This window comes from Streptomyces sp. NPDC126497 (assembly GCF_040302425.1).
Classification (GTDB): Bacteria; Actinomycetota; Actinomycetes; order Streptomycetales; family Streptomycetaceae; genus Streptomyces.
Window position 1 is genome coordinate 19897 of the sequence record NZ_JBEORT010000045.1, and the last position, 22739, is coordinate 42635.

25 protein-coding genes are annotated in these 22739 nt (G+C 72.8%); 16 read left to right on the forward strand and 9 right to left on the reverse strand.

Annotated features, from left to right (window positions below; translation table 11 throughout):
- The first annotated feature begins 43 nt into the window (after positions 1 to 43).
- The 3 genes from ABTY20_RS19840 (at position 44) to ABTY20_RS19850 (ending at position 2920) form a co-directional block, all read left to right on the forward strand.
- On the forward strand, positions 44 to 733 hold the full coding sequence (locus ABTY20_RS19840; RefSeq protein ID WP_351998315.1) for a TetR family transcriptional regulator: 690 nt from the start codon (positions 44 to 46) through the stop codon (positions 731 to 733).
- A gap of 54 nt (positions 734 to 787) precedes the next feature.
- Positions 788 to 2005 (forward strand): alpha/beta hydrolase, encoded by a 1218-nt coding sequence (locus ABTY20_RS19845; RefSeq protein WP_351998316.1) that lies wholly within the window; start codon positions 788 to 790, stop codon positions 2003 to 2005.
- Positions 2006 to 2071: 66 nt separating this feature from the next.
- Positions 2072 to 2920 carry a DUF4429 domain-containing protein gene (locus tag ABTY20_RS19850; RefSeq protein WP_351998317.1) on the forward strand — a complete coding sequence of 283 codons (849 nt, stop codon included), beginning with the start codon at positions 2072 to 2074 and terminating at the stop codon, positions 2918 to 2920.
- 82 nt (positions 2921 to 3002) lie between these two features.
- Here the strand turns inward: ABTY20_RS19850 and ABTY20_RS19855 are convergent, their stop codons facing one another.
- Together ABTY20_RS19855 and ABTY20_RS19860 are read right to left on the reverse strand one after the other, a co-directional pair.
- A complete protein-coding gene (locus tag ABTY20_RS19855; RefSeq protein WP_351998318.1) occupies positions 3003 to 4022 on the reverse strand; it encodes an aldo/keto reductase in 1020 nt (339 codons plus the stop codon).
- Positions 4019 to 4483, reverse strand: a complete 465-nt coding sequence (locus ABTY20_RS19860) for a MerR family transcriptional regulator (protein WP_502991845.1) — start codon at positions 4481 to 4483, stop codon at positions 4019 to 4021. Before ABTY20_RS19860 ends, ABTY20_RS19855 begins: the two co-directional genes overlap by 4 nt.
- Before the next feature lie 100 nt (positions 4484 to 4583).
- Between ABTY20_RS19860 and ABTY20_RS19865 the strand changes: the two genes are divergently transcribed.
- Both ABTY20_RS19865 and ABTY20_RS19870 read left to right on the forward strand, forming a co-directional pair.
- A complete protein-coding gene (locus tag ABTY20_RS19865; RefSeq protein WP_351998320.1) occupies positions 4584 to 5054 on the forward strand; it encodes a GNAT family N-acetyltransferase in 471 nt (156 codons plus the stop codon).
- Positions 5055 to 5072: 18 nt separating this feature from the next.
- Positions 5073 to 5894 carry a serine hydrolase domain-containing protein gene (locus tag ABTY20_RS19870; protein WP_351998321.1) on the forward strand — a complete coding sequence of 274 codons (822 nt, stop codon included), beginning with the start codon at positions 5073 to 5075 and terminating at the stop codon, positions 5892 to 5894.
- An 83-nt stretch (positions 5895 to 5977) separates the two neighbouring features.
- Here ABTY20_RS19870 and ABTY20_RS19875 read toward each other — a convergent pair whose 3' ends face one another.
- Positions 5978 to 6220, reverse strand: a complete 243-nt coding sequence (locus ABTY20_RS19875) for a hypothetical protein (RefSeq protein ID WP_351998322.1) — start codon at positions 6218 to 6220, stop codon at positions 5978 to 5980.
- A 178-nt stretch (positions 6221 to 6398) separates the two neighbouring features.
- On the reverse strand, positions 6399 to 7058 hold the full coding sequence (locus ABTY20_RS19880; protein ID WP_351998343.1) for a pirin family protein: 660 nt from the start codon (positions 7056 to 7058) through the stop codon (positions 6399 to 6401).
- 62 nt (positions 7059 to 7120) lie between these two features.
- On the opposite strand from ABTY20_RS19880, the gene fasR reads away from it, so the two are divergent.
- The 5 genes from fasR (at position 7121) to fabF (ending at position 12092) form a co-directional block, all read left to right on the forward strand.
- Entirely contained in the window at positions 7121 to 8326 is a 1206-nt protein-coding gene (gene fasR / locus ABTY20_RS19885; protein WP_351998323.1) for a fatty acid biosynthesis transcriptional regulator FasR, read from the forward strand.
- An 89-nt stretch (positions 8327 to 8415) separates the two neighbouring features.
- Positions 8416 to 9354, forward strand: coding sequence for an ACP S-malonyltransferase (locus tag ABTY20_RS19890; protein ID WP_351998324.1), 939 nt, complete (start codon positions 8416 to 8418; stop codon positions 9352 to 9354).
- Positions 9355 to 9376: 22 nt separating this feature from the next.
- Positions 9377 to 10378 (forward strand): ketoacyl-ACP synthase III, encoded by a 1002-nt coding sequence (locus ABTY20_RS19895; protein ID WP_351998325.1) that lies wholly within the window; start codon positions 9377 to 9379, stop codon positions 10376 to 10378.
- 80 nt (positions 10379 to 10458) lie between these two features.
- Positions 10459 to 10707 carry an acyl carrier protein gene (locus ABTY20_RS19900; protein ID WP_004931691.1) on the forward strand — a complete coding sequence of 83 codons (249 nt, stop codon included), beginning with the start codon at positions 10459 to 10461 and terminating at the stop codon, positions 10705 to 10707.
- A gap of 113 nt (positions 10708 to 10820) precedes the next feature.
- Positions 10821 to 12092, forward strand: coding sequence for a beta-ketoacyl-ACP synthase II (gene fabF, locus ABTY20_RS19905; protein WP_351998326.1), 1272 nt, complete (start codon positions 10821 to 10823; stop codon positions 12090 to 12092).
- A 298-nt stretch (positions 12093 to 12390) separates the two neighbouring features.
- On the opposite strand, the gene ABTY20_RS19910 is transcribed toward fabF, so the two are convergent.
- A complete protein-coding gene (locus ABTY20_RS19910; protein ID WP_351998327.1) occupies positions 12391 to 12885 on the reverse strand; it encodes a DUF3145 domain-containing protein in 495 nt (164 codons plus the stop codon).
- A gap of 230 nt (positions 12886 to 13115) precedes the next feature.
- Here ABTY20_RS19910 and ABTY20_RS19915 point away from each other — a divergent pair, with 230 nt between their 5' ends.
- Positions 13116 to 14027 carry an SGNH/GDSL hydrolase family protein gene (locus tag ABTY20_RS19915; protein ID WP_351998328.1) on the forward strand — a complete coding sequence of 304 codons (912 nt, stop codon included), beginning with the start codon at positions 13116 to 13118 and terminating at the stop codon, positions 14025 to 14027.
- Between the two features lie 15 nt (positions 14028 to 14042).
- Positions 14043 to 15014 (forward strand): aldose epimerase family protein, encoded by a 972-nt coding sequence (locus tag ABTY20_RS19920; RefSeq protein WP_351998329.1) that lies wholly within the window; start codon positions 14043 to 14045, stop codon positions 15012 to 15014.
- Between the two features lie 238 nt (positions 15015 to 15252).
- On the opposite strand, the gene ABTY20_RS19925 is transcribed toward ABTY20_RS19920, so the two are convergent.
- The 3 genes from ABTY20_RS19925 to ABTY20_RS19935 form a co-directional block, all read right to left on the reverse strand.
- Positions 15253 to 15867, reverse strand: a complete 615-nt coding sequence (locus ABTY20_RS19925) for a LysE family translocator (RefSeq protein WP_351998330.1) — start codon at positions 15865 to 15867, stop codon at positions 15253 to 15255.
- A complete protein-coding gene (locus ABTY20_RS19930) occupies positions 15864 to 16661 on the reverse strand; it encodes an EI24 domain-containing protein (protein WP_351998331.1) in 798 nt (265 codons plus the stop codon). The genes ABTY20_RS19925 and ABTY20_RS19930 overlap by 4 nt, the downstream gene beginning before the upstream one ends.
- A gap of 113 nt (positions 16662 to 16774) precedes the next feature.
- Positions 16775 to 17794, reverse strand: coding sequence for an NADP-dependent oxidoreductase (locus ABTY20_RS19935; protein ID WP_351998332.1), 1020 nt, complete (start codon positions 17792 to 17794; stop codon positions 16775 to 16777).
- A 92-nt stretch (positions 17795 to 17886) separates the two neighbouring features.
- On the opposite strand from ABTY20_RS19935, the gene ABTY20_RS19940 reads away from it, so the two are divergent.
- Positions 17887 to 18330 carry a MarR family winged helix-turn-helix transcriptional regulator gene (locus ABTY20_RS19940; RefSeq protein WP_351998333.1) on the forward strand — a complete coding sequence of 148 codons (444 nt, stop codon included), beginning with the start codon at positions 17887 to 17889 and terminating at the stop codon, positions 18328 to 18330.
- A 22-nt stretch (positions 18331 to 18352) separates the two neighbouring features.
- Here the strand turns inward: ABTY20_RS19940 and ABTY20_RS19945 are convergent, their stop codons facing one another.
- The gene (locus ABTY20_RS19945) at positions 18353 to 19165 is read right to left on the reverse strand and encodes an SCO2400 family protein (protein ID WP_351998334.1); all 813 of its coding nucleotides are present in this window, start codon (positions 19163 to 19165) and stop codon (positions 18353 to 18355) included.
- Positions 19166 to 19407: 242 nt separating this feature from the next.
- On the opposite strand from ABTY20_RS19945, the gene ABTY20_RS19950 reads away from it, so the two are divergent.
- From ABTY20_RS19950 to ABTY20_RS19960, 3 genes are all read left to right on the forward strand, one after another.
- Positions 19408 to 20571: a mandelate racemase/muconate lactonizing enzyme family protein gene (locus tag ABTY20_RS19950; RefSeq protein WP_351998344.1), complete on the forward strand. Its 1164-nt coding sequence runs from the start codon at positions 19408 to 19410 to the stop codon at positions 20569 to 20571.
- A gap of 25 nt (positions 20572 to 20596) precedes the next feature.
- On the forward strand, positions 20597 to 21601 hold the full coding sequence (locus ABTY20_RS19955) for a zinc-dependent alcohol dehydrogenase (protein WP_351998335.1): 1005 nt from the start codon (positions 20597 to 20599) through the stop codon (positions 21599 to 21601).
- A gap of 123 nt (positions 21602 to 21724) precedes the next feature.
- On the forward strand, positions 21725 to 22693 hold the full coding sequence (locus ABTY20_RS19960) for a hypothetical protein (protein WP_351998336.1): 969 nt from the start codon (positions 21725 to 21727) through the stop codon (positions 22691 to 22693).
- Positions 22694 to 22739: the final 46 nt, after the last annotated feature.

Here is a 22739-nt window from a genome sequence, read left to right on the forward strand (position 1 = left end):
TGCGCGTATAGCCTGAACCGGGGGGACAGTGCGAGGAGGAGCGATGGAGACGGCCGGGACCGTCGCGGGCGCGCCGCCGCGGCCGGGCCTGCGGCAGCTCAAGAAGCGGCGCACCCGGGACGCGCTGGTCCGGGCCGCGCTGGAGCTGTTCGCCGCGCGCGGGTACGAGGGGACGACCGTGGACGACATCGCCGCGGCCGTCGACGTCTCGCAGCGCACCTTCTTCCGCTACTTCGCCAGCAAGGAGGAAGTGGCCTTCTTCGTCCCCCGGCTTGCGGAGTCGCACGTCGTCGAGGCCGCGCGCAGACGCCCGCCGGGCGAGGCGCCGCTGGAGGTGCTGCGCCGGGCCCTGCTGGACAGCTGGGACGGCATCAGCGAGGCCGTCGAGCGGTTCGTCCCCCTGGACCTGCACATGCGCGTCTACCGGGTGATCGAGTCGACGCCCGCCCTGCTCGCCGCCCACCTGCGCCGCGCGACGGAGCTGGAGGAGGAGCTGGCGCGCATCATCGCCGAACGCGAGGGACTCGACGTGGAGGCCGATCCCCGGCCGAGGGTCCTGGTGGCCGCGTTCGGCGGGGTGATCCGGGTGGCGGAGCGGCGCTGGTCCGCCGGGGACGATCTCGGCGCGGCGGCCATGCGGGACCTGATGACGACCTGTCTGGACCAGGTGGGACCGGCGCTCGCGGAGAACTGGCGTACGGATCCATCCCCGGATCGGCACAACGAAACGTGATCCCGGTCACTTGGCTCACGCGAGACACTCCCGTTCTCCTAGTGTGTCCTTCCAGTGACTTCCTTCGACACCTCCCCGCAACCGGACGTCCGGCGTGCGCTGCTCGCGCTCGCCGTCGTCTTCGTGATGCTGGCGACCACGGGCTGGACGGCGCTGCGCCACCAGCGCCATCCCGTCCCGCTCCAGGCGTCGCTGAACGCGTGGGAGCACGGCCGGATGGCCGGACACCGGCTGCCGGACCCGCAGTCGGCGCCCGCACGGCTGGCCCGGTTCTTCGCCTCCCTCACCGAGGGGCAGCGCGCGACTCTCGTCCGCCGCTATCCGCTCGCGGTCGGCAACATGAACGGGGCGCCGGTCCAGCTGCGCTACCGCGCCAACCGCATCGCGCTGGGGCAGGCCCGCGAGGTCGAACGCGAGCGCGTGCGCGACGCGCGCCTCACGCCCTCGGGCCAGCGGCAGGCGGCGCTCCGGATGGACCGCTTCGAGGCGCTGACGCGCCCCGGCCGGCGCATCCTCGCCTTCGACCCGTCGGGGCCCGGCCGGGTCGCCGAGGTCTTCGGCGACCTGCGCGGGGCCGAGCGGATCTCGGTCGTCGTCCCCGGCGTCGACACCGACCTGCTCACCTTCCAGCGCGCGCACCGCGCGCACTCGGCCCCCGTCGGCATGGCGAAGTCCCTGTACGCGGCCGAGCGCCGCGCCGCCCCCTCGATCCGTACCGCCGTGATCGCCTGGGCCGACTACACCGCCCCCAGTGGACTCGGCATGGACGCGGCCACGGCGATGCGCGCCGAGGACGGCGCGCTGCGGCTGGACGCGCTGGTGCGCGGACTGCCCGGGATCGCCCCGGTCTCGCTGTTCTGCCACAGCTACGGCTCCGTGGTGTGCGGCGTCGCCGCGCACCGGCTGCCGGAGCGGGTGGCCGACATCGCGGTGGCCGGCAGCCCCGGCATGCGGGCCGAGGACGCGTCCCGGCTGCGCACCACCGCCCGGGTGTGGGCGATGCGGGACGCCGACGACTGGATCCAGGACGTGCCGTACCTGGAGCTCGGCGGTCTGGGGCACGGGGCCGACCCGGTGGCGGCGGAGTTCGGCGCCCGGGTGTTGTCGGCGCGGGAGGCGAAGGGGCACGCCGGGTACTTCGCACCGGGTACGGACAGCCTGCGGAACTTCGCCGGGATCGGTGTTGGCGCATACCACTCGGTGTCCTGCGCGGGCGGGGACGACCTCTGCCGGACAGGTTTGTCCGGTACGACCACTACCGGACGCGCGTAGAGGCGGAGATACTGCGGTATGCGCGGGGAGGGGACGGAGAAGCTCGTGCCGCATACGATGAGCCGCATGGGTGACGTACTGGCCGGATTTCATGCTGCCTGGGAGTTCGAGTCCGAATCCGTGCTCATCCGGTACGAGCGGGGGATTCGCACGCCCAAGCTGTTCCAGGCCCTCGGGGAGCGGCGTGTTCCGCTGGAGGCGATCGAGGGGGTGACCCTCGCGCCCGGGAAGCGCGGGACCGTGGTCCTGCGTCTCGAACCCCGGCCCGGAGCCGATCCGCTGATGGAGGCCGCCGCCGGGCAGCTGAAGGAGAGCAGCGACCCCTACCGGCTGGTGCTGCCCGCCGAGCGCGAGACGCTCGCCGAGTACTACGCCGACGAACTGCGCGACCGGCTCACCGAGTCCGGGCCCGCCGAACGCCATCTGGTGGCCGCCCCCGAGGCGCCGCTGCAGTTCAAGGCGTACGACGGGAAGGCGACCTTCGACGGCACGGCGGTGTCCTTCCGGTGGTTCTGGACGGGTGCGTCGTCGGCGAAGTGGAAGGCCGGCGACCAGCGTTTCCCGCTGGGTGAGCTGAGCGGGGTGGAGTGGCGGTCGCCGGAGGTGTTCGAGGGACACCTGCGGTTGCTGCGCAGGGACGCGGGGGCTCCGCCGGCGCAGGCCGACCAGGACCCGGCGGCGGTGGTGTTCGGGCTGGGGTACGGCCCGGTGCACGAGTCGCTGCCGTTCGCGGCGGCGGTGCTGGCGGCGGTGCGCAACTGCGAGCCGGTGCCGGCGATGTCCACGGCGCGGGCGCGCCGTGACCCCGCGGACATCGCCGAGCGGATCCGGCATCTCGGGGAGTTGCATCAGGCGGGGCTGGTGACGGACGAGGAGTTCTCCTCGAAGAAGGCGGAGTTGCTCGCGGAGCTCTAGCGTCTGCCGGGTGCGGTTGTGTTTCGGCCTTGGGCCTGCTGTGGCCGGTCGCGCAGTTCCCCGCGCCCCCTCGGGGCGCGTTTCACTCCCGTCCGGCAGAGGTGAACGCCATGTCCTTGTAGCGGGTGCCCGCCACCTTCTCGGCGATGGGCTCCAGCAGGGCCAGTTCCTCCCGCGTCAGGGTGATGTGCGTCGCCGCCGTGTTCTCCTCCACCCGGGCCGGCCTGCGGGTGCCCGGGATGGGGACGACCGGGAGGCGGTGGACCTCCGCCTGCTGGTGGACCCAGGCCAGGGCGATCTGCCCCGGGGTGGCGTCGTGGGCCTCGGCCACCGAGCGGACCGGTTCCAGCAGCGCCGCGTTGGCCGCCGCGTTGGCGCCCGTGAAGCGGGGCATCTGACGGCGGAAGTCGTCGGCCGTCAGGTCCTGGTCGGCGTCGGCGAAGGAGCCGGTCAGGAAGCCGCGGCCGAGCGGGGAGTACGGGACCAGGGTCACGCCCAGTTCACGCGCGGCCGGTACGACCTTCGCCTCGATGTCCCGGCTGAACAACGACCACTCCGACTGCACGGCGGCGATCGGGTGCACCCCGTGCGCGGCGCGCAGTTCGCCGGCCGTGACCTCGCTCAGGCCCAGCTGCTTGACCTTGCCCTCGCGCACCAGCTCGGCCATGACGCCGACGGTCTCCTCGATCGGCACGTCCACATCGCGCCGGTGCATGTAGTAGAGGTCGATCACGTCGACGTCCAGGCGCTTCAGGCTCGCCTCGACGGCCTCGCGGATGTACGGCGCGTCGTTGCGGATGATCCGCCGGGTCGGGTCGTCCGGCGGGATCGACAGGGCGAACTTGGTGGCGACGACCACCTCGTCCCGGTGGGCCTTGAAGAACGGGGCGAGGAACCGCTCGTTGTCGCCCGCGCCGTACGCGTCCGCCGTGTCGTAGAGCGTGACGCCGAGTTCCAGGGCCCGCTCCAGGGTGGCCCGCGAGGCGTCCGCGTCCGCGGGGCCGTAGGCGAAGCTCATGCCCATGCAGCCGAGGCCCTGCACGCCCACCAGGGGGCCGCCCTCGCCCAGCGCGGCGGTGCCGATCCTGTCGATGTCGGTCATCGTGTCCTCTCCGACGCCAGGGCGCGCCCGGCGTCCGCGTAGAAACCGATCTTCCGGTCGAGCACGGCGAGCGTGCCCTGGAGTTCGGCGATCCGGGACAGTACGTCCTCGCGGGTCCGCCGGAGCAGTTCGAAGCGCTCGGTGTAGGTGTGATCGCCCGCGCGGACCAGTTCCGCGTACCGCACCATGTCCGCGACCGGCATCCCGGTCAGCCGGAGCTTGCCGACGAGGGCGAGCCAGTCGAGGTCGCGGTTGCTGTAGCGCCGCTGCCCGGTGTGGGAGCGGTCGATGTGCGGCATCAGCCCGATGCGCTCGTACCAGCGCAGGGTGTGCGCCGTCAGCCCGGTGAGGGCGACCACCTCGCTGATCGTGTACCGGTCCTCGCCGTCCGGCCGGCGGTTCCCCTGCGGGGGTCCGGCGCAGGCGTCGGCGCCGGCCCCCGTCGTCTCCGTCTCCGTCACCGTCATGGCCCCCACGCTAGAACGCTGGAGTGCGCTCCAGGCAAGCGACGCCGCGGGAAAGGACGGGACGAGGCGGCGGGTGGCCGATTATTGTGCGGCCATGACCTCTGTACGCCGGGCGACGCCCGAGGACGCGGGGGAAGTGCTGCGCCTGCGCCAGGTGATGATCGACTCCATGGCCCGGTCCGACCCGTCCACGGCCTGGCACGCCGAGTCGCTGCCCGTGCTGCGCGACAGGCTGTCCGAGCCGGACGGCGCCTTCGCGGCGTTCGTCGTGGACCACCCGGAGCGGCCGGGCGCGCTGGCGGCGCTGGTGGCCGGCTCGCTGGAGTACCGCATCGGCGGCGCGCACAACCCGCGCGGCACCGACGGCTACGTCTTCAGCGTCGCCACCGACCCGGAGACGCGCCGCCGCGGGTACGCGCGCGCCTGCATGGAGGCGCTGCTGGAGTGGTTCCGCGAGCGCGGCGCCCGGCGGGTCCGCCTCACCGCCTCCTCGCAGGCCGAACCGCTGTACGTCTCCCTGGGCTTCAAGATCAAGCCGGACCCCTTGCTGGAGCTGATGCTCTGAGCGCTTAGGCTCGACGGCATGTCGCTGAAGAGCCTCGCGCTGATCGAGAACTGGCCGGTTCCCACCGCCGCGGCGGGTGTCGTACGGGCGGACGGCACCGTCCTGGGCACGCACGGCCCCACCGGGCACCGCTTCCCGCTGGCCTCGGTCACCAAGCCGCTGGCGGCGTACGCGGTGCTCGTGGCGTACGAGGAGGGCGCGATCGAACTGGACGAGCCGGCCGGCCCGGAGGGCTCGACGGTCCGGCACCTGCTCGCGCACACCTCGGGGCTGGCCTTCGACGAGCACAGGGCGACCTCGGCGCCGGGCGAGCGGCGGCTGTACTCCAACGCCGGGTTCGAGCAGCTGGGCGACCACGTCGAGAAGGCGACGGAGATCCCGTTCGCGGAGTACCTGCGGCAGGCGGTGCTGGAGCCGCTGGGGATGACCGGGACCTCGTTGGAGGGCTCCCCCGCGAAGGACGCCGTCTCCACCGTGGACGACCTGCTGCGCTTCGCCGCCGAGGTGCAGGCGCCGCGCCTCCTCGACCCGCGCACGGTCGCCGCGGCGATGACGGTCCAGTACCCCGGCACCAAGGGCGTCCTGCCGGGGTACGGCCACCAGAACCCCAACGACTGGGGCCTGGGCCTCGAGATCCGTGACTCCAAGTCCCCGCACTGGACGGGCGCCTCGTCCTCGCCGCGCGCCTTCGGCCACTTCGGCCAGTCGGGCACGTTCCTGTGGATCGACCCCGACGCGGGCGCGGCCTGCGTGGCCCTGACGGACCGTGCCTTCGGCCCCTGGGCGGTCGAGGCGTGGCCGCCGTTCACCGACGCGGTGCTGGCGGACCTGCGCGGCTGAGCCCCGCGCACCGGCCGGCGGCCCCACGGCCACCGGCCGGCTCCGGCTCCCCGTGCCGGTCACCCGCCCGTCGGCGGCCGGTCCTACGCGGGGAGGGCCCACAGGACCCAGTACGGGTCGTCCCAGTCGCAGTAGTAGTTCACGTACCCGTGGGCGAGGGCGTACTGCCCGTCATCCACGCACGCGAGTTTGTTCCTCCAGCCGGAGATCTCCACGTAGCCCCAGGGATTGGTGCCGGCGGCGGACGCCGGGGCCGCGGTCAGCGGAACGGCGACCAGCGCGGTGCCGATCGCGGCAGCGGCGATACGAGAACGCCACGACTTCATACATCTCTCCCAACGGACGGATCCGGAGCGGGCCTTGTCCTGCCTTGCCGTGCCGACCGCCGGCCCCCTGAGCGGTCTGCGGGGGGTAAGACGCAGATCGACAACGGTACGTTCGAAACTCCCGCGAAAAATTCGGTGAACGCGCGCCGGCGCCGGAGCGCGGACCGCCGCGGGCGGCTCAGCGGGCCCGCATCTCCCACAGCAGCAGCTCCGCCGGCGCGGTCGCGGCGACCGCCTCGACGCCCTCCGGGTCCGTGAGGCGGGCCGCGTCGCCCGGGCCCAGGTCCTCGCCGTCCAGGCGGACACCGCCGCGCACCACGTGGACGTACACGTGCGCGGCGTCGGGGACGGCGGTCCGCTCCCCCGCCGCGAGCCGGCGTACGTGGAGCATCGCGCCCGCCTGGGGAAGGGCGTACGGGGTGGAGTCGGCCATGCCGCGGACGACCTCGTAGGCGGGGTCGCCGCCGGGCTCCAGCGGGGCCAGCCACATCTGGAGGAAGGTCAGCGGCCGGTCGCCGGCGTTGCGCTCCACGTGGCGGACGCCGGAGGCGGCGCTCAGGCGCTGGAGGTCGCCGGGGCGGACCACCGTCTCCCGGCCCGTGGAGTCGCGGTGGGTCAGCTCGCCCTCCACCACCCAGGTCACGATCTCGGTGTGGCTGTGCGGGTGCTCGTCGAAGCCGGCGCCGGGGGCGAGGCGCTCCTCGTTGCAGGCGACCACCGCGCCGAAGCGGAGGTTGTCCGGGTCGTAGTGGGGGCCGAAGGAGAAGGCGTGGCGGGTCTCGATCCCGGCCGCCCGATCGCCGCCCCGGTAGCGCTCGTGCGCGCGCCGTACGTCCATCACGCGGTCCACCGTAGACCCGGCGACACGCACGGCCGTACCGATAAGGCAGTCTTGTCCCCGTGCCCGAACCCGAAACCCGTACCCACCGAGCCGCGGCGCGCCCCGCCCATCCGCACACCGCGACGCTGAAGCGGCTGGAGAAGTCGTCCGGCAGTCTCGCCGCGCAGGCGATCGCACGGATGGACGAGACGCTGTCCTGGTACCGGGCCATGCCCCCGGAGAACCGTTCCTGGATCGGTCTGGTCGCCCAGGCGGGCATCGCCGCCTTCACCGAGTGGTTCCGGCGCCCGGACGCCCCGCAGGCCATCTCCACCGACGTCTTCGGCACCGCGCCGCGCGAGCTGACCCGGGCCATCACGCTGCGGCAGACCGTGGAGATGGTGCGCACCACCATCGAGGTCATGGAGTCCGCCATCGACGAGGTGGCGGCGCCCGGCGACGAGAGCGTGCTGCGCGAGGCGCTGCTGGTGTACGCGCGGGAGATCGCCTTCGCCACGGCCCAGGTGTACGCCCAGGCCGCGGAGGCACGGGGTGCCTGGGACGCCCGGCTGGAGTCCCTCGTGGTGAACGCGGTGCTCAGCGGCGAGGCGGACGAGGGCGCCGTGTCGCGGGCCGCCGCCCTGGGCTGGAACTCGCCCGACCACGTGTGCGTGGTGCTGGGCACCGCCCCCGACGGGGACTCCGAACTGACCGTGGAGGCCATCCGGCGGGCCGCCCGGCACGCCAAGCTCCAGGTGCTGACCGGGGTGCTCGGGAACCGGCTCGTGGTGATCGCGGGCGGCAGCGACAATCCGCTGGGCGTCGCCAGGTCGCTGATCGGGCCGTACGCGGCGGGGCCGGTCGTCGCCGGCCCGGTGGTGCCCGACCTGCTGGCCGCGACCCGGTCCGCACAGGCCGCCGCGGCGGGCCTCAAGGCGTGTTCCGCCTGGCAGGACGCCCCGCGCCCGGTCCTGGCCGACGATCTGCTGCCGGAGCGCGCGATCGCCGGAGACCCCTCCGCCCGCGAGCAGTTGGTGGAGGAGATCTACAGACCGCTGGAGGAGGCGGGGGCCGCGCTGCTGGAGACGCTCAGCGTCTATCTGGAGCAGGCGAGCAGCCTCGAGGGCGCGGCGCGGATGCTGTTCGTTCACCCCAACACCGTGCGTTACCGGCTTCGACGTGTGACTGACGTCACCGGATGGTCACCCTCCGATGTACGCTCTGCGTTCACGCTGCGGATCGCGCTGATCCTGGGACGTCTGGCCGTCGGCGATCCTCAGCCCTAGCATTTTGTCAGGTCTCCACAAAAGCCCCTGCTGTTCTTCGTCCTTGTCCTCACGGGCGGCCGTGGCCGTCCCCAAGAGAGAGTGTGAGAGTGCTCGTACTCGTCGCTCCCGGCCAGGGCTCCCAGACGCCCGGCTTCCTGACTGAATGGCTCGAACTCCCCGGCGCCGCGGACCGCGTCGCCGCGTGGTCCGACGCCCTCGGCCTCGACCTCGCCCACTACGGCACGAAGGCCGACGCGGACGCCATCCGCGACACGGCCGTCGCCCAGCCGCTGCTGGTCGCGGCCGGGCTGCTGTCCGCCACGGCACTCGGTGTCGACCCGTCCGCCGCCGACGCGGCGGGCCGTCCGGGGGCCGTCGCCGGGCACAGCGTCGGCGAGATCACCGCCGCGGCCATCGCGGGTGTCCTCGACGACACCGCCGCGCTCTCCCTGGTCCGCAAGCGGGGTCTGGCGATGGCCGACGCCGCCGCGGTCACCGAGACCGGCATGGCCGCGCTGCTCGGCGGCGACCCCGACACGACCGTGGCGCACCTGGAGAGGCTGGGCCTGACCCCGGCGAACATCAACGGCGCGGGCCAGATCGTCGCGGCCGGCACCGCGGAGCAGCTCGCCGCGCTGGAGGCGGACAAGCCCGAGGGCGTGCGCCGGGTCGTCGCGCTCAAGGTGGCCGGCGCCTTCCACACCCACCACATGGGTCCCGCCGTGGACGCGCTGGCGAGGGCCGCCGAGGCGCTGACCCCGGGCGACCCGAGGTTCACCTACGTGTCGAACAGGGACGGCGCGACGGTCGCCTCCGGCACCGAAGTGCTGAAGCGCCTGGTCGGCCAGGTCGCCAACCCGGTCCGCTGGGACCTGTGCATGGAGACCTTCAAGGAGCTCGGCGTCACCGCGCTCCTGGAGGTCTGCCCCGGCGGCACCCTCACCGGCCTCGCCAAGCGCGCCCTGCCCGGCGTCAGGACGCTGGCCCTGAAGACCCCCGCCGACCTCGACGCGGCCCGTGAGCTCGTCGCCGAGCACACCGCCTGACCGCCCTAAGGAGCCCACCCGCATGGCGAAGATCAAGCCCAGCAAGGGCGCCCCGTACGCGCGCATCCTCGGCGTGGGCGGGTACCGGCCCACCCGGGTCGTGCCGAACGAGGTGATCCTCGAGACGATCGATTCGTCCGACGAGTGGATCCGCTCGCGCTCCGGCATCGAGACCCGCCACTGGGCGTCCCCCGAGGAGACCGTCGCGGCGATGTCGATCGAGGCCTCCGGGAAGGCGATCGCGGACGCCGGGATCGACGCCTCGCAGATCGGCGCCGTCGTCGTGTCGACCGTCTCGCACTTCAGCCAGACCCCGGCCGTCGCCACCGAGATCGCCGACAAGCTGGGCACGGACAGGGCCGCCGCCTTCGACATCTCCGCGGGCTGCGCCGGCTTCGGCTACGGGCTGACGCTGGCCAAGGGCATGGTCGTCGAGGGCTCGGCGGAGTACGTCCTGGTCATCGGCGTGGAGCGGCTGAGCGACCTGACCGACCTGGAGGACCGGGCCACGGCCTTCCTGTTCGGCGACGGCGCGGGCGCGGTGGTCGTCGGCCCCTCCCGGGAGCCCGCGATCGGCCCGACCGTGTGGGGCTCGGAGGGCGACAAGTCCGAGACCATCAAGCAGACCGTGCCGTGGTCGGACTACCGCGACGGGACCGTCGAGAAGTTCCCCGCGATCACGCAGGAGGGCCAGGCGGTGTTCCGCTGGGCCGTGTTCGAGATGGCGAAGGTCGCCCAGCAGGCGCTGGACGCGGCCGGGATCACCGCGGACGACCTGGACGTCTTCATCCCGCACCAGGCCAACGTGCGGATCATCGACTCGATGGTGAAGACCCTGAAACTGCCGGAGCACGTCATGGTCGCCCGTGACATCCGCACCACCGGCAACACCTCGGCCGCCTCGATCCCGCTCGCGATGGAGCGGCTCCTGGCGACCGGCGAGGCGAAGAGCGGCGACACCGCGCTCGTCATCGGCTTCGGGGCGGGTCTCGTCTACGCCGCTACGGTCGTTACCCTCCCCTAGGCACTCCGTGCCGGATCATGTGTCCGGTACGCGAGGAACCACCGTCACACCCTCTGGAACCAGAACGAAGGAGCGCCACCATGGCCGCCACTCAGGAAGAGATCGTCGCCGGTCTCGCGGAGATCGTCAACGAGATCGCCGGCATCCCGGTTGAGGACGTCCAGCTGGACAAGTCCTTCACCGACGACCTGGACGTCGACTCGCTGTCCATGGTCGAGGTCGTCGTCGCCGCCGAGGAGCGCTTCGACGTCAAGATCCCGGACGACGACGTCAAGAACCTCAAGACGGTCGGCGACGCGACCGACTACATCCTCAAGCACCAGGCCTGAGCCCTGCCGGGCCTTCCGTACGGACGGAAGGCCCGGGGGCCGGGGGTCCCGGCCCCGCCACCCGGCGGTGGCGCCGTACGAATCCTCGTAGATCCGTTGGAGAGAGAATTCCGATGAGCCCGACCAATCGCACCGTGGTCGTCACCGGTATCGGCGCAACCACACCGCTGGGTGGCGACGCAGCCTCGACCTGGGAGGGCCTGGTCGCCGGACGTTCCGGCGTCAAGCTCCTCACGGAGGAGTGGGCCGCCGAGCAGGCGGTCCGCATCGCGGCCCGGGCGGCCGTGGAGCCCACCGAGGTCATCCCCCGGCCGCAGGCCCGCCGCCTGGACCGTTCGGCGCAGTTCGCGCTGATCGCCGCCAAGGAGGCGTGGGCCGACGCCGGCTTCGAAGCCAAGGCCGGCGAGGACCCGAGCGTCGACCCCGACCGGCTGGGCGCGGTGATCGCGTCCGGCATCGGCGGTGTGACGACCCTGCTGGACCAGCACGACGTGCTGAAGGAGAAGGGCGTACGCCGCGTCTCCCCGCACACCGTCCCCATGCTGATGCCGAACAGCCCGTCCGCGAACGTGGGTCTCGCGGTGAACGCCCGCGCCGGTGTGCACACCCCGGTCTCCGCGTGCGCGTCGGGCGCCGAGGCCATCGGCTACGCCATCGAGATGATCCGCACCGGCCGTGCCGACGTCGTCGTCGCGGGCGGCACGGAGGCGGCGATCCACCCGCTGCCGATCGCCGCGTTCGGCAACATGATGGCGATGTCCAAGAACAACGACGACCCCGAGGGCGCCTCGCGCCCCTACGACGTGGCCCGTGACGGCTTCGTCATGGGCGAGGGCGCGGGCGTCGTCGTCCTGGAGTCCGCCGAGCACGCCGCCGCGCGGGGCGCCCGGGTGTACGCGGAGGCGGTCGGCCAGGGCATCTCGGCCGACGCGCACGACATCGTGCAGCCGGAGCCGGAGGGGCGCGGCATCTCGCACGCCCTGCAGAACCTGCTGGAGCGGACGGACCTGGACCCGGCGGAGATCGTGCACGTCAACGCGCACGCCACGTCCACGCCGGCCGGTGACATCGCGGAACTGAAGGCGCTGCGGAAGGTGTTCGGGGACGACGCGGACCACTTCGCGGTCTCCGCGACGAAGTCGATGACCGGGCACCTGCTGGGCGGCGCGGGCGGGGTGGAGTCGGTGGCCACCGTGCTGGCGCTGTACCACCGGGTGGCTCCGCCGACGATCAACGTGGAGAACCTGGACCCGGAGGCCGAGGCGGCCGCGGACGTCGTGCGCGGCGAGGCGCGGAAGCTGCCCGTGGACGGGCGGATCGCCGCGTTGAACGACTCGTTCGGGTTCGGTGGGCACAACGTGGTGCTGGCGTTCCGGTCCGTGTGACGGGCGCCGGTGGTCTGAAGGGCCCTCACCCCTCTGCGGGGTGGGGGCCCTTTGCCGTGCGGCGCCGTGAGGGCGTGCCGGGAGGTTTTCGCCCCCGCCGCCCCTACCCGTCCCGTCCTCGAGGGGCTCCGCCCCTCCGCCCCGGGGGGAGGGGGAGGTCGGTCGGGTGCGGGATCGTTGTGGCTTGTCGCGCAGTCCCCCGCGCCCCTCGAGGGGGTTGAGCGCGCCCGCGCGGCAAAGCCGCATACCGGCACAGCCCCGCGCCCCTTTCAAGGGGCGCCGCGTCCCGGGGTGTTTCTCAGACCACCTGGTGGAGCCAGCGGACCGGGGCGCCCTCTCCCGCGTAGCGGAAGGGTTCGAGTTCGTCGTCCCAGGGCTTGCCGAGGAGTTTGGCGATCTCCGACTCGAGGTCGGTCTCCTCGGTCCGGGAGCGGACCAGGGCGGCGCGGAGGCGGTCCTCGGGGATGAGGATGTCGCCGTGGATGCCGGTGACGGCGTGGAAGATGCCCAGGTCGGGGGTGCAGCTGTAGCGCTCGCCCTCGGCGGTGGGGCAGGGCTCGGCGGTGACCTCGAAGCGCAGCATCTGCCAGCCGCGCAGCGCGGAGGCGAGTTGGGAGGCGGTGCCCGCCCGGCCCTTCCAGGAGAACTCGGAGCGCCAGGTGCCGGGGGCGGCGGGCTGGCGGATCCAGTCCAGGCTGACGCGCGTGCCGAGCACCCCGGCGACGGCCCACTCGACGTGCGGGCACAACGCGCGCGGCGCGGAGTGCACGTACAGAACTCCACGGGTCGTCACCGGAACCTCCGGGCTGAGCGGGTCGTCTTGGAACGGGCGCGGCCCGGTCGGACCACGTTGATGGCGAGGCTACCGTGCGACGGGGCAAGGAGTGTGACGTACCGTCGGTCCCGGTGCCGGGAAACGTGCGTCATTCACCCGGCAGGACGCCTGTACGGGTGGGGGCGGGAACTCCCGTGCGTTGTCATGGGTGGGGGACGGACGGATCACGGTGCGCGGGGAGGCGAGGGATGGAGCGGGCGACGCGGGGGCGCGGACGCCGTGCACGGGCCGTGCTGGCCGCGGTGACGGCCGCGGTGCTGGGCGTGGCCGGCTGCGACGCCGTCGGCGGTGACTCCGCCGCCCCGTCGGGCACGGCGGCGCGGAAGGAGCGGCCGTCCCCGAGGCCGACGCCCGTGTGGGACACCAGTCCGGAGTCGGTCGCCGCCGTGGGGGACTCCATCACGCGCGGCTTCGACGCGTGCGCGGTGCTGACGGACTGTCCCGAGGTGTCGTGGGCGACGGGCGCCGACGAGCAGGTGGACAGTCTCGCCGTCCGGCTGCTGGGGCGGGCGGGCGCGGCCGAGCGGGCCTGGAACCACGCGGTGACCGGGGCCCGGATGGCGGACCTGCCGGGGCAGATGGCGCGGGCGGTGCGACGGGGCCCGGAGCTGGTGGCGGTGATGGCCGGGGCGAACGACGCCTGCCGGGAGACCACGGCGGCGATGACGCCGGTGGAGGACTTCCGGGCCGACTTCCAGGAGGCCATGCGCACGCTGCGCGAGGCGCTGCCCACGGCGCAGGTGTACGTGGCGAGCGTGCCGGACCTGAAGCGGCTCTGGTCGCAGGGCCGGACCAATCCGCTGGGCAGGCAGGTGTGGAAGCTGGGCATCTGCCCGTCGATGCTGGGTGACGCGGATTCCCTGGACGCCGCGGCGACGCTGCGGCGCGAGACGGTGCGCGAGCGGGTGGAGGACTACAACGAGGTGCTGGAGGAGGTCTGCGCGAAGGACCGCCGCTGCCGCTTCGACGGCGGCGCGGTGCACGCGTACCGCTTCGGCACCGCCGAGCTGAGCCGCTGGGACTGGTTCCATCCCAGCGTCGAGGGGCAGGCCGAGCTCGCCGAGATCGCCTACCGGACGGTCACGGCGAAGCGGCCGTGACTTATTGTTCCGCACATGAACGAACTCTTCGGCACACTTCCCGACGGCACACCGGTGCACCGCTGGACCCTGGAACGGGCGGGCGTACGGGTACGGATCCTGTCCTACGGCGGGATCGTGCAGGACGTCGAGGTGCCGGACCGGGACGGACGGACCGGGAGCGTGGTACTGGGATTCCCCGACCTGGACGGCTACCTCCGCCATCCGGAGCCCTTCCTGGGCGCCCTGATCGGCCGGTACGCCAACCGGATCGCGGGCGCCCGCTTCTCCCTGGACGGGCGCGACCACACGCTGGCGGCGAACGACGGGCCGAACTCGCTGCACGGCGGTGAGCGGGGCTTCGACAAGCGCGTGTGGGACGTCGCCCCGGTCGAGCACGGTCTGCGGCTGTCCCTGGTCGCCGAGGACGGCGAGGAGGGCTTCCCGGGGCGTCTTGAGGTCTCGGTGACGTACACGCTGGACGAGCGGGGCGCGCTGGGGATCGCGTACGAGGCGGTGACGGACGCGCCGACGCACGTGAACCTGACGAACCACTCGTACTGGAACCTGTCCGGCTCGGGCAGCGCGGCCGGGCACGAGCTGCGGCTGGCGGCCTCCCGCCACACCCCGTCCGACGCGGACCTGATCCCGAGCGGTGAGCTCGCCGACGTCGCCGGCACCCGCTTCGACTTCCGCGAGGCCCGCGAGGCCGGCACCGGCTACGACGACAACTTCGTCCTCGACAAGGGGGTGACGGCGGCCCCCGAGGAGGTCGCCGAGCTGTACGACCCGACGTCGGGCCGGGTGCTGACGGTGGCGACCACCGAGCCCGGGATGCAGCTGTACACCGCGGACCACATCGGGGAGCCCTTCGCCCCCGGCGACGGCATCGCGCTGGAGACCCAGCACTTCCCCGACTCCCCGAACCGCCCGGAGTTCCCGAGCACGGTCCTGAGGCCGGGCGAGGTGTTCCGCTCCACGACGGTGTACGGCTTCGGCGTGCGGTAGGGCCGGTCGCCGCGCGCCCATAAGCCCCGGTCCGGGGTCAGGGTCCCGGACCGGGGCTGCTCATGGGGGGCCCACCGGACCGACGGTAACCCCTGTGGTGATCCCGCGGCCCCTCCATCAGGCTGCCCGCTTCAATCCCGTACGAACCTTTCACATCTGTTTCGGGCCGGACCCCGCCGCGGCCGGCGGAACCGGCCGGACGCCGTCGGGCGGGCGCGGCCGGCGGTGACCGCGGCGGTCAGTGCGACGGGGCGAACGCGAGGCCGACGCCGAGGCCGGCCAGGACGGAGCCGATGACCTTGTTGAGGACCTTCTGGCCGCGCAGCATCAGGGTGCGCATCCGGTCGTGGGAGAAGAACACCGCGACGGCGCCGAACCACAGCAGGTGGGCCAGCGACATGAACAGGCCGTAGCCCGCCTGCGTCAGGACCGGGGTGCCGGGGCCGACGGCCTGCGCGAAGGTCGAGACGACGAACAGGGTCGTCTTCGGGTTGAGGACGTTGGTCAGGAAGCCGGTGCGCAGCGCCGCGAACGGGGTCAGTCCCGTGCTGTCCCCCAGGTCGACGGTGACCTCGCCGCGGGTGCGGAAGGTGCGGACGCCGATGTACACGAGGTAGGCCGCGCCGACCAGTTTGACGACCGTGAACAGGAAGGCGGAGGAGGCGATCAGCAGTCCGACGCCGAGCATCGTGTAGGTGACGTGCACCAGGACGCCGACGGCGACGCCGAGTGCGCCGAGCAGGCCGGTGCGGCGGCCGTGGAGGTAGCTGTTGCGCACCACCAGGGCGAAGTCGGCGCCCGGGGCGATCACGGCCAGGACGGTGATGACGGCGACCGCGAGCACCTCGGTCACGAGGGGACGTCCTCTTCCTTCCCGGGCTTCCCGGCGTCCTCCCCGGAGGTCTCCTCGCCGAGCAGGTCGCGCGCCATCAGCGTGGCGCCGGCGACCGCGCCGGGCATCAGGAAGACGGCGACGAACGGGACCAGGAACGCCAGGCCCAGGGGTGTGCCGAAGCCCCAGACGAGGGTCTTGCGGGACCTCAGGAGGGCGAGCCGCTCCCGCAGTTCCACCCCGCGCCGCTGGAGCGCGACGGCGGTGAGCTCCTCGGTGAGGAAGAACCCGGTGACGAAGAACCCGATCACCGGTACGACGGTCTGCCCCACCACCGGGACGAACCCGAGCGCGAACAGCAGCACGCCCCACACCAGGGCCCGTACGACGATGCGGAGGCTGTCGCGGGCCGAGACCCACAGCTCCCGCCACAGCGGCAGCCCCGACTCGGGCGCGGTGCCGTCGGGCGAGACGTCCCGGTCGACCTTCTCGGAGAGGTTCTCGTAGAACGGCTGCCCGATGAGCAGGGTCACCGCGGTGAAGGTGAGCACGGACAGCAGCAGGCCGAGCGCGAACAGCACGGCGGTGAGGAAGCCGCGGAACAGCCCGGCCCAGGGGCTGGACCAGTCGTCGGCGAACGGGGTCGCCCAGGTGACGAAGTCCTCTCCCCAGAGCGCGAGCGCGACCAGGGCGGCGGCGTACAGGACGAGGGTGATCAGCCCCGGCAGCAGCCCGAACCCGAACTGCCTGCCGTGCCGGGCCACCCACCGCTGGCCCTTCAGGAGATACCGGAGACCCACCCCAAGATCGCGCATGGGAAGACCTTATCGGGGCGCCCTCCCCCGGCACGGGCGAGGGCCGCACCCCACGTCCAAGGGTGCGGCCCCGTCGTGTGCAACGACCGCCGGCGGACGGCGTCACGGCCGGGTCAGAGCTTGACGATCATCTTCCCGGTGTTGTCGCCGCGCAGGACGCCGAGGAACGCCTCGAGGTTGTTCTCGATGCCCTCGACGACCGTCTCGCGGTACTTCAGCTCGCCCGAGCGGACCCAGGGGCCGACCTCCCGGACGAACTGCGGCTGGAGGTCGTAGTGGTCACCGACGAGGAAGCCCTCGATGCGGCCGCGGGTCTGGATCAGCCGGGCGAGGTTGCGCGGGCCGGGGGCGGGCTCGGTGTTGTTGTAGACCGAGATCATCCCGCAGACGGCGATCCGGCCGTCCCGGTTGAGGGAGCCGATGGCGGCCTCCAGGTGGTCGCCGCCGACGTTGTCGAAGTAGACGTCGACGCCGTCCGGGGCGGCGGCGCGCAGCTGCTCGCTCACGGGGCCGCTCTTGTAGTTGAAGGCGGCGTCGAAGCCGTACTCCTCGACGAGCAGCTTCACCTTCTCGTCGGAGCCGGCCGAGCCGATCACCCGCGAGGCGCCCTTGAGCTTCGCGATCTGCCCGACCTGGCTGCCGACGGCGCCCGCGGCACCGGAGACGAAGACGGAGTCGCCCTCCTTGAAGGCGGCGGTGCGCAGCAGGCCGGCGTAGGCGGTGAGGCCGGTCATGCCCAGCACGCCCAGGTACGCCGACAGGGGCGCCGCCTGCGGGTCCACCGTGACGGCGTTCTTCGCGTCCACGACGGCGTACTCGCGCCAGCCGAGGAAGTGCAGGACGTGGTCGCCGACGGCGATCCCCTCGGCGTTCGAGGCGACCACCTCGCCGACGGCGCCGCCCTGCATGACCTTGCCCAGCTCGAAGGGGGCGACGTAGGACTTCGCGGCACTCATCCGGCCGCGCATGTACGGGTCGACGGAGAGGTACTTGTTCCGTACGAGCACCTGTCCCCCGGCCGGGGCGGGGACCTCCGCCTCGACGAGGGCGAAGTCCTCGGGCTTCGGCCAGCCGACGGGGCGGCTGAGCAGATGCCACTCGCGGCCGGTGGTGGGGAGTGTGGGGGTGGTCATGGCCGGGCACCTTTCCTCGGATAGTTCATTACCTGAAACAACCATGCGGCTGAATATTTCAGTATGTCAAGCAAACGGGTACCCTGGAGGGCATGGCCACACCCGATGCCGCCTCGCGCCGTCCCGACGCCCTCACCCTGGAGGTCGTCGAACTCATCGGCTCGGTGGTGGCCCGCTACCACGAGGAGTACGAGGAAGCCGCCGCCGGTCACGCCCTCACGGGTGCCCAGGCGAAGCTGCTCAGTCTCCTCTCCCTGGAGCCGCTGCCGATGCGGAAGCTGGCGCAGCGGCTGAAGTGCGAGCCGTCGAACGTCACCGGGATCGTCGACCGGCTGGAGGCGCGGGGGCTGGCGGAGCGGCGGCCCGATCCGGCGGACCGGCGGGTGAAGCTGGCGGCGGCGACGGCCGAGGGCCGGCGGGTGGCGCGGAGCCTGCGGGAGTCGCTGCGGTTCGCGCGCGAGCCGCTGGCGGGGCTCTCGGAGGCGGAGCGGGTGGCGCTGCGGGACGCGCTGCGGAGGATGCTGGACGCGGACTGAGGGACGGGGGCGTCCGGCCGGGTCAGGTGCACCACCACAGGAACCGGTCGCAGGTCTTCGTGGGCTCGGGTTCCGGCTCGGGCTCCTCCGTGGCCGGGTCCGGCTCCGGGGTCTCCGGCTCCGTCGAGGCCGCCGGCGGCGGAGCCGTCGTCGGGTCGGCCGTGGACGGGGTCGCGGGCGCGGACGACACGTCCTCCTCCGCCTTCTCCTCCTCCGCCCCCTCCGGCTTCTCCGGTTTCTCCGACTCCTCCGCCTCCGGGGAGCCGGAGGCGGACGGGGAGCCGGAAGGCTTCGCACCGGGCGACGTTCCGGGCGCCGCGGCGCCCGCGCCGCCGCCGCCCGCCGGGCCCGAGGACACCACCTCCGTCGAGCCGCCGTCGGGCGACTCCTCCCCGGCCGCCGCCGGCTCCGGCTTCGAGCCGGGCGCGTCCAGGCCGAGTTCCGCGAGGCTCAGTCCGCCCGCCGCGAGGACGAATCCGGCCGCGATCAGCAGCGTGCGGTTGCGCCGGCGGCGGTGTGCCGCCGCCTTGCGGTCCCGGCGGCTCTCCCCCGCCGCGGGGGCCCCGTCCGGTTCGGGCCCCGGTTCCGGCCACCGCCCCCGGCGCCGGTCCGCGCGGCGTCCGCGCGGGCCGTCGTCCCGGGCCTCCCCGTCGTCGCGCTCCCCGGAGTCCTCCGCGGTCCGGGCGGCCTCCGCGGTCCCGTGCGCCTCGTCCCCGTGCCCCGGGGACGCCGCGGGCCCCTGCCGCCCGGCGCGGAGCGTCTCGGCGGGCGTGCCGCAGCCGGGGCAGGCCAGGGCGCCGTTGAGGTGCCGTCGGCACGGGTGGCAAAAGTCCATGACGCGGGAAGGTTAGGTTCCGTCCGGGCCCGCTTCATAGGGCTTGCTGTGAAGGTTTGGTGCGGACCATTGCCCAATGGTTTCGAAACTGTCGAAACCGTTGTGCGCGCGACCCATTGACACTCGCGCCACCCCGTCCTTACTGTCACGCCAGCATTTCGAACGTGTGCCGAAATATCGAACGCGTCGAACTCTGCACACCGAAGGACAAGGTCCACCACCACAGCGAGGGGCTAACTGCCGTGCGCATCACCGGAATCAGCACACACGTGGTCGGGACGCCGTGGCGCAACCTGACGTACGTCCAGGTGCACACCGACGAGGGCATCACCGGAGTCGGCGAGACCCGGATGCTGGGCCACACCGACGCCCTCCTGGGTTACCTGAAGGAGGCCGAGGTCAACCACATTCTCGGCTCCGACCCGTTCGCTGTCGAGGACCTGGTCCGCCGGATGAAGTACGGCGACTACGGCCGCGCCGGCGAGATCGTGATGTCCGGCATCGCCGTCGTCGAGATGGCCTGCTGGGACATCAAGGGCAAGGCCCTCGGCGTGCCCGTCTGGCAGCTGCTCGGCGGCAAGGTCACCGACAAGGTCAAGGCCTACGCCAACGGCTGGTACACCACCGAGCGCACCCCGGAGGCGTACCACAAGGCCGCGCGGGCGGTGATGGAGCGCGGTTACCGGGCGCTCAAGATCGACCCCTTCGGCACCGGCCACTTCGAACTCGACCACCGGCAGACGCTGTACGCGGTCTCCCTGATCGAGGCGGTCCGCGACGCCATCGGCCCGGACGCCGAGCTGATGCTGGAGATGCACGGCCGCTTCTCCCCCGCCACCGCCGTGCGCCTCGCGCACGAGCTGGCGCCGTTCAAGCCGGCCTGGCTGGAGGAGCCGGTCCCGCCGGAGAACCTCAAGGCGCTGGAGAAGGTCGCCGCGAAGGTCGACATGCCCCTCGCCACCGGCGAACGCATCCACGACCGCATCGAGTTCCGCGAGCTCTTCGAGAGCCAGGCGGTCGACATCATCCAGCCGGACGTCGGCCACATCGGCGGCATCTGGGAGACCCGCAAGCTCGCCGCGACCGCCGAGACCCACTACATGCTGGTCGCCCCGCACAACGTCGGCGGCCCCGTGCTGACCGCCGCGTCCCTCCAGGTCGGCTTCACCTCGCCGAACTTCAAGATCCTCGAGCACTTCAACGACTTCGCGGACGCGGAGATCAAGAAGGTCGTCAAGGGCGCGCCCCAGGTGAACCCGGAGGACGGCTGCTTCCACCTGTCCGACGCCCCCGGCCTCGGCGTGGAGCTGGACGTCGACGCGGCGGCCGAGTTCCCGCAGCAGCAGGCCCGGTTCGACCTGTGGGCCGAGGGCTGGGAACAGCGCAAGCCCAAGGGCACCAAGTGACCGCGGACCGCCCGGGAGGGACGCGATGAGCACCCAGGTCGTCATCGAGGGTCCCGGCGAGCACCGCCTGGTCCCGCACGAGCCGCGCGAACCCGGTGCGGGCGAGGCCCTGGTCCGGGTCCACGCCTCGGGCATCTGCGGCAGTGACCGCGAGGTGTACCAGGGCAACCGGCCCGAGGGGTACGTGCGGTACCCGCTCACCCCGGGCCACGAGTGGTCCGGGACCGTGGAGCGGGTGGGCGCGGGGGTGCCGGAATCACTGGTCGGCCGCAAGGTGGTCGGCGAGGGCTTCCGCAACTGCCAGGTCTGCGACCGCTGTCACGCCGGCGAGACGACGCTGTGCTCGGCGGGTTACGAGGAGACCGGGTTCACCCGGCCGGGCGCCATGGCCGCCACGCTGACCCTCCCGGCCCGGCTGCTGCACGTCCTCCCGGACGACGCCGACCTGAGCGCCGCCGCGCTGCTCGAGCCGGCCGCCTGCATCGCCGCCGCCGCGCTGAAGGCGAACGCCGTGCCCGGCGAGCGGGTCGCGGTGGTCGGCACCGGCACCCTGGGGATGTTCGCCGTGCAGTTCCTGCGCGCCGGCTCCCCCTCCGAGCTGCTGGTGGTGGGCTCCCGGGACGACCGCGAGGCGCTGTCCCGGCAGTACGGGGCCACCGACTTCCGCACCAAGGACCGGGCGCTCCCGGACGACTTCGACGTGGTGATCGAGACCGCCGGGTCCGCGGACGCGGCCCGCATCGCGGCCTCGCTGCTGCGGCGCGGCGGGCGGCTGGTCCTCACCGGCATCCCGGCGCCGGGCGCCGACGGGCTCGACCCCACGGACCTGGTCGTGCGGCAGCTGGAGGTGCACACCGTCTTCGGCGCGCCGCCGGACGCCTGGGCGCACACCGTGCGGGTGTTCGCCGCGGGGCTGCTCGATCCGCTGCCGCTGGTGAGCCACGAGCTGCCGCTGGCCGAGTTCCCGCGGGCCATCGAGCTGGTGGGGTCCGGCGATCCGAAGGTGGGCAAGGTCCTGTTGCGTCCCTAGACGGTACGCCGGTACGGGGGCGACCTGACGGCCCCCGTACCGGCGTACGCCCGGCCCCCTTCCCGCCCGACCCGCACCCCGGGCCGCGAACCTCGTCCGACATATCGAACCAAAGGACCCCCTGTGACCGACGCTTCCGCCACGGCTCCCCGCAGACCCGGTGAGCAGATCCTCGCCGCGCTCGGCCTGAGCGCACCCGCCCTCGACCCCGCCGACGCCTCGCCGCACGCCTTCCCCGGCGGCGGCCGCTGGCGCACCGAGATCCCCTCCTGCGAGGGTCCGGAGGCGCTGGCCGTGGTCCTGAAGGAGGCCTCGCGCCTCGATGTGCCGATCCACCGGATCAGTCAGGGCAGCGGCGTCTGGATGCTGACCGACGCCGAGATCACCGAGATGGCCGAGGCCACCGCGGAGCGCGACATCGAGCTCTGCCTGTTCACCGGTCCGCGCGGCACCTGGGACATCGGCGGTTCCACCCGTACCGACTCGGGCGGCGGCGGGCTGCGCGCCCGGGGCCACGACGCGGTGGCCGGCTGTGTCGAGGACGCCGTGCGCGCCACGGAACTGGGCGTGAAGTGCCTGCTCGTGGCCGACGAGGGCGTGCTGTGGACGCTGCACCGGGCGCGCGCGGCCGGGCTGCTGCCCGCCGACACCACGCTGAAGCTCTCGGCGCTCGTCGGACCGGTCAACCCGGCCTCCTTCGCGGTCTACGAGCACCTCGGCGCCGACTCGATCAACGTGCCCAGTGACCTGACGCTCGACCACCTCACCGAGATACGGCGGGTTTCGGCCACACCGATGGACATGTACATCGAGGCCCCCGACGACCTCGGCGGCTACGTGCGGATGTACGAGGTCGCCGAACTCATCCGGCGCGGCGCCCCGCTGTACCTGAAGTTCGGCCTGTCCAAGGCGCCCGGGATCTATCCGTACGGACACCACATGCGGGAGCTGACCCTGGCGACCGCGAAGGAGCGCGTGCGGCGCGGCCGGCTGGCCCTGGACCTGCTGGCCCGGCACGGCGCGGACGGCGACATGGCGCCGCTCGGTTCGCGGCTTCCGGGCGATCTGAGCCGGTTCGAAATTCCGTCATAACGTTCCGGAAACTCGGCTTCACAGAAGTAGACACAGCCGCGCACAA

Excerpts from the sequence above, each read along its gene's own strand:
- ABTY20_RS19840 (WP_351998315.1), top strand. The coding sequence starts at position 44 with ATGGAGACGGCCGGGACCGTCGCGGGCGCGCCGCCGCGGCCGGGCCTG.
- ABTY20_RS19850 (WP_351998317.1), top strand. The coding sequence starts at position 2,072 with ATGGGTGACGTACTGGCCGGATTTCATGCTGCCTGGGAGTTCGAGTCC.
- ABTY20_RS19855 (WP_351998318.1), bottom strand. The coding sequence starts at position 4,022 with ATGACCGACATCGACAGGATCGGCACCGCCGCGCTGGGCGAGGGCGGC.
- ABTY20_RS19865 (WP_351998320.1), top strand. The coding sequence starts at position 4,584 with ATGACCTCTGTACGCCGGGCGACGCCCGAGGACGCGGGGGAAGTGCTG.
- ABTY20_RS19870 (WP_351998321.1), top strand. The coding sequence starts at position 5,073 with ATGTCGCTGAAGAGCCTCGCGCTGATCGAGAACTGGCCGGTTCCCACC.
- ABTY20_RS19875 (WP_351998322.1), bottom strand. The coding sequence starts at position 6,220 with ATGAAGTCGTGGCGTTCTCGTATCGCCGCTGCCGCGATCGGCACCGCG.
- ABTY20_RS19880 (WP_351998343.1), bottom strand. The coding sequence starts at position 7,058 with ATGGACGTACGGCGCGCGCACGAGCGCTACCGGGGCGGCGATCGGGCG.
- ABTY20_RS19895 (WP_351998325.1), top strand. The coding sequence starts at position 9,377 with ATGGCGAAGATCAAGCCCAGCAAGGGCGCCCCGTACGCGCGCATCCTC.
- ABTY20_RS19900 (WP_004931691.1), top strand. The coding sequence starts at position 10,459 with ATGGCCGCCACTCAGGAAGAGATCGTCGCCGGTCTCGCGGAGATCGTC.
- fabF (WP_351998326.1), top strand. The coding sequence starts at position 10,821 with ATGAGCCCGACCAATCGCACCGTGGTCGTCACCGGTATCGGCGCAACC.
- ABTY20_RS19915 (WP_351998328.1), top strand. The coding sequence starts at position 13,116 with ATGGAGCGGGCGACGCGGGGGCGCGGACGCCGTGCACGGGCCGTGCTG.
- ABTY20_RS19920 (WP_351998329.1), top strand. The coding sequence starts at position 14,043 with ATGAACGAACTCTTCGGCACACTTCCCGACGGCACACCGGTGCACCGC.
- ABTY20_RS19930 (WP_351998331.1), bottom strand. The coding sequence starts at position 16,661 with ATGCGCGATCTTGGGGTGGGTCTCCGGTATCTCCTGAAGGGCCAGCGG.
- ABTY20_RS19935 (WP_351998332.1), bottom strand. The coding sequence starts at position 17,794 with ATGACCACCCCCACACTCCCCACCACCGGCCGCGAGTGGCATCTGCTC.
- ABTY20_RS19940 (WP_351998333.1), top strand. The coding sequence starts at position 17,887 with ATGGCCACACCCGATGCCGCCTCGCGCCGTCCCGACGCCCTCACCCTG.
- ABTY20_RS19945 (WP_351998334.1), bottom strand. The coding sequence starts at position 19,165 with ATGGACTTTTGCCACCCGTGCCGACGGCACCTCAACGGCGCCCTGGCC.
- ABTY20_RS19955 (WP_351998335.1), top strand. The coding sequence starts at position 20,597 with ATGAGCACCCAGGTCGTCATCGAGGGTCCCGGCGAGCACCGCCTGGTC.